Consider the following 11,428-nt stretch of genomic DNA (forward strand, 5'->3'; position numbering starts at 1 on the left):
AAACATACCTCTGTTTTATCCATCGTTTTCCTCGGAAGAAGAGCTTTGAAAAAAGCAATTACTATCTCTCAAGAAGTTTTTGAGAAACTTTTAAGCATGCTGTATCAGTGTGCTATTCAGAGTCAACAAGAGAGTCCTCACTATGGCTAAATTTTGTGAGGATCTCTCAGGCTTTATGCGCGGTCTCTATACAGAGGCACACTTTAATCTTGCACTTGCTGTTGAATACATATTACTACCGACAACTATGAAAGTTTTAGGTATATTGGCCACAAAGCTTGATGAAATTTTCATATCGATTTTCTGAAATCAAACCCTCTTCTTTTGCCTTAATAATAGCACAATGTGGCGTGTCTTTATGGGTACAATTTCGAAATTTGCATTGTGACAAATAGGGCCTAAATTCGGGGTAACCTCGTGCAATTTCTGTGGCATCTATGTGCCATAAACTAAACTCTCTTACACCCGGTGAATCAATTAAGGCACCGCCACTTGGCAAGTGATAATATCGTGAATTGCTGGTAGTATGTCGACCTAATTCAGACAATTCCGAAATTTCATCTATGGAGATATTGGTCTCATGGGGCAAAATGCTGGAAATAATCGATGACTTCCCCACTCCTGATTGTCCTACAAAAACGCTAATTTGATGATTTAATATGTTTTTGAGTTGTTCTAAGCCATCAGCAGAGTTTTTATTCATTAGCACAATAGGATAATTTAGTTTTCCATAATCCATGAATAATTGTTCTTTGAGGAGTTCACATGATAAATCAGTTTTATTTAATAGAATTACTGCTTGTAAATGCAGAGTTTCTGCCATAACTAAATAGCTATCAAGTAATGCCCATGATATTTCTGGCTTAGGTGCTATGACAATAATGAGTTGCGTAATATTGGCAGCAACAGGTTTTATCAGGCCAGAGCTGGTTGGTTTTCCCAAGACACTGCTTCGAGGATAAAGGCTAACTACTACACCTTGGTTAACTCCTTCAGATTGCCAAATTACCTTGTCCCCTGCAACCAGTGTCTCTAGATTAGGTCTGATAGAACAACGTATGTGTCTACCCTGAATGTCTTCTAGTTCAACGTGTTTGCTAAAGCGAGTAATGATTAAACCATCCGCCAGATCATCATAATTTTTTCTATTCTCATGATAATTTTGTTGGATTTTTTCAATACGGGCAGATTGTTGTTTACTAATACGTCTTTTACTCATAGTTCAGATCTATAATATAATCATTAAAAAATACTCTTAGCTCGAAAGAAATTTAAGGCTAAATTACTCATACAGTATGAAGGTAAATTAAATTTAATGAAAGTCTACTTAGTTGGTGGTGCTGTACGTGATCAATTATTGAATCTGCCTGTACAAGAACGTGATTGGGTTGTTGTCGGTTCTAAACCGGATGAGTTATTGGCTCGAGGATTCAGACAAGTTGGACGAGATTTTCCTGTTTTTTTGCACCCTAAAACGAGTGAAGAATATGCTTTAGCGCGAACAGAAAGAAAATCTGCACCAGGATATTACGGATTTTCCTGTAATTTCAGTAACACTGTAACCTTAGAGGAAGATTTAGCTCGCCGTGATTTAACAATTAATGCAATGGCCAGGGATGAGCAAGGACAACTTATTGACCCTTATCATGGACTTAAGGATTTAGAAGCTAAAGTACTCCGTCATGTTTCTCCAGCCTTTGTTGAAGATCCTGTGCGGGTATTGCGAATTGCTCGTTTTGCAGCACGCTTTCATCATTTAGGTTTTAAATTGGCTGATGAAACACGTTCATTGATGTATACCATGGTTCAACGAGGTGAATTGGCTCATTTGGTCGCTGAACGCGTTTGGCAGGAATGGCAAAGAAGTCTGGAAGAAAAGAATCCAGAGCAATTTATAATTACTTTACGTTCTTGCGATGCATTGCGCGTGATTTTACCAGAGATTGATGTGTTGTTTGGCATACCTAATCCGTACCATTACCATCATGAAGTAGATAGTGGTGTTCATACTTTGTTGGTTTTGCAAGCGGCAGCAACTTTAACTGCAGATCCTGTGATACGTTTTGCCGCATTAGTACATGATTTGGGTAAAGCGTTATCGCCTATGCACAATTGGCCAAGCCATCATGGCCATGAAGAACGCGGTGTTGCCATTGTTGAGACCCTGTGTTCTAGATTACGCATTCCCAATGATTATCGCGCCCTGGCAACCTTGGTTTCGCGAGTTCATTTGAACATTCACCGCTTATTTGAATTACAAGCAAGCACTATAGTAAAGATTCTCGAGCAAAGCGATGCATTTCGTCGGCCCCATCTATTCTATAATATGTTAATTGCTTGTGAATCTGATGCTGCAGGCTGTGGTCGAACTATTGATTATCGACAAAGTAAATTATGGACCTATTTGTTAACTGAATGTGCTAAAGTGAACAGCCAGGCGATCATTGCTGAAGGATATAAGGGTGAGGCAATTAAACATACCCTGCATCAAAGACGAGTGGCTTGTGTAGAATTGATATTAAACTCCTGGAAAACAAATGAAAAATAATCAAAATTTAATTTGGATAGATTTGGAAATGACAGGACTTGATCCTGAAAAAGATAGGATTATCGAACTTGCTACAGTGGTGACTGATCCTCATTTAAATATAATTGCTGAAGGACCAGTTTTTGCCATTTCTCAATCTAAAACATTGCTAGATGGTATGGATTCCTGGAATACCAGGCAACATGGACAATCCGGTTTAGTTAATCGTGTTTTGCAAAGTCAAATCAGCGAGGCACAAGCAGAACAATTAACAATTGACTTTTTAAAGAAGTATCTTGATAAAGGTAAGTCGCCGATGTGTGGTAATAGTGTGTGCCAGGATAGACGATTTTTATACAAATACATGCCAGAACTGGCTGCATTTTTTCATTACCGGAATTTGGATGTGAGCACATTAAAAGAACTAGCCATTCGTTGGCGACCAGAATTGTTAAATGGTGTAATTAAAGAATCAAAACACTTGGCCTTAGACGATATTAAAGACTCTATCGCTGAGTTAGTATATTATCGTCACCATTTTATAAATTTGTTGGATGTAAAGAAATGATACAAAGAGAGCGATTAGAATTACCTAATGATGCGGACAAGTTGTTGCTGCATTCATGCTGTGCACCTTGTTCTGGTGAGGTCATGGAGGCGCTTATTAGTTCAGAAATCAACTTTACTATCTTTTTTTATAATCCGAATATTCACCCAATTCAAGAATATGAAATTAGGAAAAACGAAAACATTAGTTTTGCTCAGAAACATAATATTCCATTCATTGACGCGGACTATGACAAAGATAATTGGTTTGCTCGTGCCAAGGGTTTAGAATGGGAGCCCGAGCGCGGTAAACGATGCACCATGTGCTTTGATATGCGTTTTGAACGAACGGCTTTATATGCTCATGAGCATGGTTTTCCCGTTATCAGCAGTTCGTTGGGAATTTCACGTTGGAAAGATATGAATCAAATTAATGATTGCGGAATTCGAGCGGCAAGCAAATACCCTAACCTCGAGTACTGGACTTATAATTGGCGAAAAAATGGTGGTTCAGAACGCATGTATGAGATTGCCAAGCGCGAAGAATTTTACAAACAAGAATATTGTGGGTGTGTTTATTCTTTACGTGATACGAATGCTTGGCGTAAGCAAAAAGAGCGTAACCGAATAAAAATCGGTATTAACTATTATTCTGAAGAGAAACAAGAAGATCAAAATAGCGAAGGAACGTTATGAGCACACATTCTCATGGTGACTCACATCACCACCACCATCACGGACAAAAAAATGCTACCGTGACTTATAATAAAGCGTTTACCATTTCTATAATCGCAAATGGTCTTTTTGTACTCATACAAATTGTTTTTGCTTATTTATCAAATTCGACCAGCTTATTGGCTGATGCGTTTCACAATTTAGGTGATGTCTTAGGTTTGGGTTTAGCTTGGATTGCTACAGTACTTATGAAACGAGCACCTACAATGAAAGCGACCTATGGCTTAAAAAAGACATCCATACTCTCAGCATTGGCCAATGGGATCTTGTTAGTTTTTACATGCGGCATTATTGCCACAGACGCAGTCTATAAACTGTTTTCGCCATCTGAAGTTCAAGCTTTATCTGTGATGATAGTCGCAGGTATAGGTATCGTAATTAATTCAGCCACTGCATTATTGTTTGCACATGGTTCTGAAGACCTGAATATTAGAGGTGCATATTTACATTTATTTTATGACGCCTTGGTTTCAGTAGGTGTGGTGCTGTCAGCGGCCTTGCTGTATTGGACGGGGTGGCAGTGGATAGATCCTGTGGTTGGTTTGCTGATCGCATTAGTCATCCTTAGAGGTACTTGGGCTTTATTTGCAGGTAGTTTCAGATTAATTATTGATGGGGTTCCTGATAATATTTCTTGGACTGCTGTTAGCGATTTCTTATTGAGCAAACCAGGGGTTAAAGGTTTTCATGATTTACATATTTGGGCAATGAGTACCCAAGAAAATGCGATGTCGGTTCATTTGCATATGCCTGATGATGTGCTTTCTGATGCATTAAGAGCGGAATGGGTCGAACAATTACGTCAAGAGTTTAATATTCAACATGTGACCATTCAGGTAGAAAAGACCAAGACAGATTGTAATGACGCATGCCATCACCCAAAGTTTTTATAGATAAAAATATGTTTAATTGCGCGCCGATTGGGACGTACTTGTCAATTAAAATTGGCTTTACTCCCAATTAAGTATATTTTATACAAATATCAATCTGCTCAATTTATTCGATATTCCCTATATTATTGAATTAACCTGCTAAACTATAAGACATATAACTTCTCTTCTGTGGGAAAAGAGGATGGATAAGTCTGCTGAGAATAAAGAAACTTTCTCTGATCCATTATTAGATTGTTTAGTAATTTTAACTATGTTAAATCATCGTCCTTTATCTGCAGATGTACTGCGTGCCGGATTACCTCTGGAAAATAATAGATTAACACCAGCCTTATTTATACGTGCAGCGGAACGAGTTGGATTCACAGCGCGTGTAGTCAAACGCTCCCTTTCTCATATTTCGAAATTAGTTTTACCCGTAGTGTTACTTTTAAAAAATGATGAGGCCTGTATCTTAAATAAGATCATTGATACAGAAACAGTGGAGCTTATTTTGTCTGATCATGGAGGCGGTATTCAACAAAAATCACTAGATGATTTGGAAGAAAGTTATACTGGACAAGCCATATTTATCGCTCCAGTTTTTAAATATGAAACACGTTCTGAAGCAAAGCCAAGAGAGAATATAGATAAGCTTTCCTGGTTTTGGAGTACTTTATCTCGTTATCGCTACATTTATATTCAAGTCATCCTCGCTGCATTCTTAGTTAATATTTTTAATCTAGTTATGCCGTTGTTTATCATGAATGTGTATAACCGAGTTATACCCAATAACGCCAATGTGACATTGTGGGTACTCGTTATTGGGGTTTTGATGATCAATTTTTTTGATTTTATTTTAAGGCTATTACGCGGGTATTTAATTGATGTCAGTGGAAAAAAGGCCGATGTGGTAATGGCAAGCACTTTATTCCAACAAGCAATAAGTATCCGATTGATGAATAAACCCAATTCTGTAGGCGCTTTTGTAAATAATTTGCGTGAGTTTGAAGTACTGAGAGATTTTTTTACCTCCGCAACGCTAACCACAATTATTGATTTGCCCTTTGTTATTTTGTTTTTCGTACTTATTGCTTATTTAGGCAGTTGGATTGTACTGATTCCACTTATTATCGTGCCGCTTATTTTACTCGCTGCATACATTCTTGAGAAACCAATGCGTGAAGCGGTAATAAAATCTTTGCAAGGAGCCATGCAAAAACATGCAATATTAGTTGAAACAGTAACTGCTATAGAAACGGTTAAATCCTTAAATGCTGAAGGCCAAATGCAAAAAAAATGGGAGCAATATGTTGGCACTACAGCACGAGATTCATTAAAAATGCGCTATTTCTCAAATTTGATCATCACTATTACCAATTACGGTCAACAGTTTATTACCGTCGGCATGATCGCATTAGGTGTATATATGATCGAAGAAGGAAGCATGTCCTTAGGTGGCTTAATCGCCACAAATATTTTAGCGGGAAGGATTTTAGCTCCACTTTCTTCATTGGCAGGTATTTTAACCCGGTTACAGCAAGCCAGGTTATCATTGGAAAATCTGAATGATTTGATGTCATTGCCTATTGAGCGTCCAGAAAATAAACGGTTTTTACACCTCCCCAAAATAGAAGGAACAATAGAATTCGATAAAGTCAGTTTTCAATATCCAGGTCAACAAATCCTGGCACTTGATAAAGTTTCTTTTAAAATAAAGGCAGGAGAGCGAGTCGCATTTATTGGTCGTATTGGCTCGGGTAAAAGTACCATTCAACGATTACTGCTTGGCTTATATCAACCAAAAGAAGGAAATATCTATATAGATGGCATTAACATAGAGCAACTAGACCCTGTCGACTTAAGGAAGAACATGGGCTTTGTTCCTCAAGACAGCATGTTATTCTATGGAACAGTACGAGATAATATTTCTATGGGAATGCCTTGGGCTGATGACGCAGCAATTATCAATGCAGGTTATCTTGGTGGTGTCGACCGATTTGTTAATCATCACCCCGAAGGATTTGATATGATGATTGGCGAGAGAGGGGAAGGTTTATCTGGAGGGCAACGACAATCTATTGCATTGGCTCGTGGATTGTTATCTGACCCACCGATTTGGTTATTTGATGAGCCAACCAGTGCTATGGATATGGCTACAGAACAAGAAACGATTCAGCGTTTATTAGCTCTCAAAGAAAGAAAGACCATTATTTTAGTGACACATAAAGTATCATTATTTCCTTTAGTTGAACGTCTTATTATGATGGATAATGGGCATATCATTATAGATGGCCCTAAAAATGAAGTGATCGATGTTCTGCAAAAAGCTCAAGCACTTGAGAAACAAAAGCAGTCTCAGCAGTTCTCCTCTTCAGTACCAAATCAGGAAGGGAAGTAAATATGGCTTTGAAGAAAAATAAGCAAGATAATAAATTTCTGTCAGAGGATGAGGATTTTATTTCTGACTCTAAAGCAGCGCTGTTGTCGAAAAAAACAGTGGTTGCTAACAGTATTCTTTTTATTGTTTTAATGCTTATTATTTCGGGAATAATATGGTCTTATTTTGGAATGATAGATGACGTTGTTGTCGGGGAGGGAAAAGTCATTCCTTCTTCAGAAGTTAAAATTATACAAAGTCTGGATGGTGGAATTATTAATAAGATTTTGGTTCAGGAAGGGGAAATAGTTCATCCAAACCAAATTCTAGTAACTCTAGATGATACTCGGTATAAGGCTGATTATAAAAATGGTTATCATAGATATCTCGCTCTTTCAGCCACTGTTGCTAGGCTAACGGCACAAGCTTATGGTCAGCCAAGTGTGCAGTTTTCTGCTGAGTTAAAAGAAAATGCTCCTGATCTTGTAGATAGAGAAAATTATTTATTCAAAACTCAACTCGACTCGCTTCATTCAGAATTAGATAATTTACAACACTATTTAGAACTTGCTAAAGAACGAACCAAAATGTATGAAAGGTTAACGGTCAAAGGATATGCATCTAAAGCAGAATATATTCGTACTCAGGAAATTATTGCGGAAATTCAACAAAAAATATTAGAGAAAAAAAATCAATATCAAAATACTGCATGGAGTGAGCTCAATCAGCATAAAGCAGAGTTAATGAGTTTGACTGATTCATTAGCTTCTTTAAAAGATAAAATGGTGCGTACTCAATTAAGATCACTTGTTTATGGCGTAGTTAAAAAAATCAATATTAAAACTGAGGGGGGAGTTGTAAGCCCTGGTGAAGATATTTTGGAAATTGTTCCTTTGTCAGATAAGTTACTTGTTGAGGCAAAAGTAACGCCCAAGGATATCGCTTTTATTCATACCGGGCAAAAGGTATCAGTTAAGATTACTGCTTATGATTATACAGTCTATGGTAGTTTAAATGGAGTTGTTACTTATATCAGTCCAGATGCAATTGAGGACTCAAGTAATAAGTTACCAGGGAGAGAACCAATAACTTTTTATATGATCCGTGTACAAACCGATAAAAATTATTTAGGGAATGATAAACATAAATTACCCATAATTCCTGGTATGACAGCAAATGTTTTTATTAAAACAGGCAAAAAAAGTGTTTTGGATTATATTCTTAAACCAATTTTTAAAGCCAAAGAGGAATCTTTTAGGGAAAGATAAGGGATATTACATCGTTATTTAAAAATAATTTAACTTTAATGAGTGAAAAAAGCACTTTTTGTACAAATAAATTTGAATAAAATTTAGTCAATATCTATACTTTAATTACTATATTTATGATGAAACTCCCACTACTTGAAAGTATCAGTTTGTTCAGGTGTTTAATAACGTGCAGGTACTAAGTCATGGAAGAATTAAGAACCTTGCAATATGGTTTTAGGTGTTCTTATGGCTTCCAAGATTATTCACTATAGTAATGAACAATTAATTTTGGCGCACAAAATCACTTCCTATGGTAATGCAAATTTAAATTTAACGCTCAATACAAATAAGAGTATAGGTATTGTAGGAAATGGGAATGATAATATTAAATTAACAGGAAATGATAATATTCTTGCAGTAGGTAATGGTAAAGATACGCTCTCAGTTTTAGGTGATAATAACCTTCTAATTGTCGGGAATGGCAATAATTCGGTGACACTTTCTGGTAAAAATGAGACCTTGTTTATTGGAAATGGTAATAACCTAATTAATGCCTTATCTTCATCCGGCAAGGATGTTATTACCGCAGGTAATGGAAATAACATTTTAAACCTTGGGTATGCCCATGTTGCGAATAGCATGGTTCAGCTCAGCGCCGCGAATTTTACAATAACCCTTGGTCAAGGGATTAACTCCGTCAACTCTTTAACTACGGGGAGCACGGTTATAACTTTGGGCAATAAAAGTAATAGCGTTGATGCTGGTGTTGGTTCCTCTGTTATAACAGGAGGAAATGGCGCTGATAAGATGACCTTTGAAGCTAATTTAAACGCCATTGCTCACGGAGGGGCTTCTACATATAGTGGGGGTAATGGAGTTGATGTTTTAGAACTGAAAGTAAGCTACGGACAACTTAATTCTATAGATTTTAAAAATAATGTTTTAGGTTTTAAAGCTGCTGTTGCTTCTGGAGCAGAAGCAAAAAGCTTTTTCAAATTTTCTGCCATTCCTTTAAGTGTTAAAGGATTTGAACAAATTAAGATCGTGGCTCAAGATCTCGGAGCACCTAAAGTTTCATTTACTCCAACTGCAGTTCGCGAAAGCACGGCGGGTGCTAAATTAGGTACATTATCGGCAACTGATATTGATGCTAAGGATCAGCACTACTGGTTAATTATGAACAATAATGCTAATGGCTCCCTTAAGTATGTTGTGGGAAATGAAAGTACCCAAGTTATTAAGGGTTTAACCTGGTTTAATGGAGTAAATGGGCCTGAAACTCTAAAATTAGCTGCGGGCGTAGCACTTGATAGTTCAACTCCAGGTATGTTACCTATTACAGTGGCAGTAGCGGATATCGCTCAACTACAGGCAATAAAAGCGGGTACTTTACAAGTTAGTGCATTACCAACACAAACGTACAATGTTCCTGTGATTGCAGTTCCAGTACCTCCTACCTCATTACGAGTAACAAGCCCTGGGGGAGATGAAAATACATCAATACCATTAAATATAAGCGCTGCAACACGGTATGCTGGCGATGTATTAACTTATAAAATCACGGGTGTCCCTGCTGGTGGTTCTTTATCTGCCGGGACACTAAATCAGGATGGTAGTTGGACGCTTACTGCAGCACAAATTGTTGGGTTAACTTTTAAATCCGGATTAAATCAGGTCTCAGGTTCTGTGACTCTTAATGTAATTGCTACATCTACCTCCCCCAAAGGTTTATCCGCAAGCATTCAGCAATCAATAAAGATCGGAGTTAATCCTGTTGCCGATGCTCCTATCTTAAGTACGCAAGCGGCCTCCGGGAATGAAAATACCCCCATCCCCCTTAATATAAGCGCAAAACTACCAGTGGGAGACACCACGGATGTGTTGTCAGTAAAGATTGGCAATGTTCCTATTGGCGCGACGCTAAGTTCAGGAGGGACTGTGTTGGTACGTAATACTGATGGTACTTATACCATTAATGCGAGCCAATTGAAGGGGCTTGCCATTAAGTTAAATGACCAATTGGCCAGCACCACCAAACTTGCATTAGCAATAACGGCCTACTCCACCGTAGGAACTTCAGTAGCTACTGCAAAGGCGACTCAAATGGTTACTGTTAAACCTGTTGCGGATGCTCCTATCTTAGGTACACAAGCGGTCTCCGGGAATGAAAATAGCCCCATCCCCCTTAATATAAGCGCAAAACTTCCAGCGGGAGACACCACGGATGTGTTGTCAGTAAAGATTGGCAATGTTCCTACTGGCGCGACGCTAAGCTCTGGAGGGACTACGTTGGTGCGTAATACGGATGGTACTTATACCGTCAGTGCGAGCCAATTGAAGGGTCTTGCTATTACGTTAAATGACCAATTAGCCAGCACCACCAAACTTGCATTAGCAATAACGGCTTACTCCACCGTAGGAACTTCAGTAGCTACTGCAAAGGCGACTCAAATGGTTACTGTTAAACCTGTTGCGGATGCTCCTATCTTAGGTACACAAGCGGTCTCCGGGAATGAAAATACGGCCATCCCCCTTAATATAAGTGCAAAACTCCCAGTGGGAGACACTACGGATGTGTTGTCAGTAAAAATCGGCAATGTTCCTACTGGCGCGACGCTAAGCTCTGGAGGGACTACGTTGGTGCGTAATACGGATGGTACTTATACCGTCAGTGCGAGCCAATTGAAGGGTCTTGCTATTACGTTAAATGACCAATTAGCCAGCACCACCAAACTTGCATTAGCAATAACGGCTTACTCCACCGTAGGAACTTCAGTAGCTACTGCAAAGGCGACTCAAATGGTTACTGTTAAACCTGTTGCGGATGCTCCTATCTTAGGTACACAAGCGGTCTCCGGGAATGAAAATAGCCCCATCCCCCTTAATATAAGCGCAAAACTTCCAGCGGGAGACACCACGGATGTGTTGTCAGTAAAGATTGGCAATGTTCCTACTGGTGCGATTCTAAGCTCTGGAGGGACTGCGTTGGGGCGTAATACGGATGGTACTTATACCGTTAATGCGAGCCAATTGAAGGGTCTTGCCATTACGTTAAATGACCAATTAGCCAGCACCGCCAAACTTGCATTAGCAATAACGGCTTACTCCACCGTCGGAACTT

8 protein-coding genes are annotated in these 11,428 nt (G+C 38.6%); 7 read left to right on the plus strand and 1 reads right to left on the minus strand.

Annotated features, from left to right (window positions below):
- Positions 1-256: 256 nt before the first annotated feature.
- Complete coding sequence (gene rsgA / locus ELY20_RS16535; protein WP_110144252.1) at positions 257-1,219, minus strand: small ribosomal subunit biogenesis GTPase RsgA; 963 nt, start codon at positions 1,217-1,219, stop codon at positions 257-259.
- A gap of 96 nt (positions 1,220-1,315) precedes the next feature.
- On the opposite strand from rsgA, the gene ELY20_RS16540 reads away from it, so the two are divergent.
- The 7 genes from ELY20_RS16540 to ELY20_RS16570 all read left to right on the plus strand — a co-directional run.
- Entirely contained in the window at positions 1,316-2,548 is a 1,233-nt protein-coding gene (locus tag ELY20_RS16540; RefSeq protein WP_110144253.1) for a multifunctional CCA addition/repair protein, read from the plus strand.
- The gene (orn, locus tag ELY20_RS16545; RefSeq protein ID WP_110144254.1) at positions 2,538-3,095 is read left to right on the plus strand and encodes an oligoribonuclease; all 558 of its coding nucleotides are present in this window, start codon (positions 2,538-2,540) and stop codon (positions 3,093-3,095) included. Before ELY20_RS16540 ends, orn begins: the two co-directional genes overlap by 11 nt.
- Entirely contained in the window at positions 3,092-3,769 is a 678-nt protein-coding gene (locus ELY20_RS16550) for an epoxyqueuosine reductase QueH (RefSeq protein ID WP_110144255.1), read from the plus strand. The genes orn and ELY20_RS16550 overlap by 4 nt, the downstream gene beginning before the upstream one ends.
- The gene (locus ELY20_RS16555; protein ID WP_110144256.1) at positions 3,766-4,701 is read left to right on the plus strand and encodes a cation diffusion facilitator family transporter; all 936 of its coding nucleotides are present in this window, start codon (positions 3,766-3,768) and stop codon (positions 4,699-4,701) included. The genes ELY20_RS16550 and ELY20_RS16555 overlap by 4 nt, the downstream gene beginning before the upstream one ends.
- A gap of 181 nt (positions 4,702-4,882) precedes the next feature.
- Positions 4,883-7,078, plus strand: a complete 2,196-nt coding sequence (locus tag ELY20_RS16560; RefSeq protein WP_110144257.1) for a type I secretion system permease/ATPase — start codon at positions 4,883-4,885, stop codon at positions 7,076-7,078.
- Between the two features lie 2 nt (positions 7,079-7,080).
- Positions 7,081-8,325 (plus strand): HlyD family type I secretion periplasmic adaptor subunit, encoded by a 1,245-nt coding sequence (locus ELY20_RS16565; RefSeq protein WP_110144258.1) that lies wholly within the window; start codon positions 7,081-7,083, stop codon positions 8,323-8,325.
- A gap of 228 nt (positions 8,326-8,553) precedes the next feature.
- Positions 8,554-11,428: beta strand repeat-containing protein (locus tag ELY20_RS16570; protein WP_199739269.1), on the plus strand; the 2,875-nt coding region annotated here is incomplete at its 3' end.

Source organism: Legionella qingyii (assembly GCF_003990155.1).
Classification (GTDB): Bacteria; Pseudomonadota; Gammaproteobacteria; order Legionellales; family Legionellaceae; genus Legionella; species Legionella qingyii.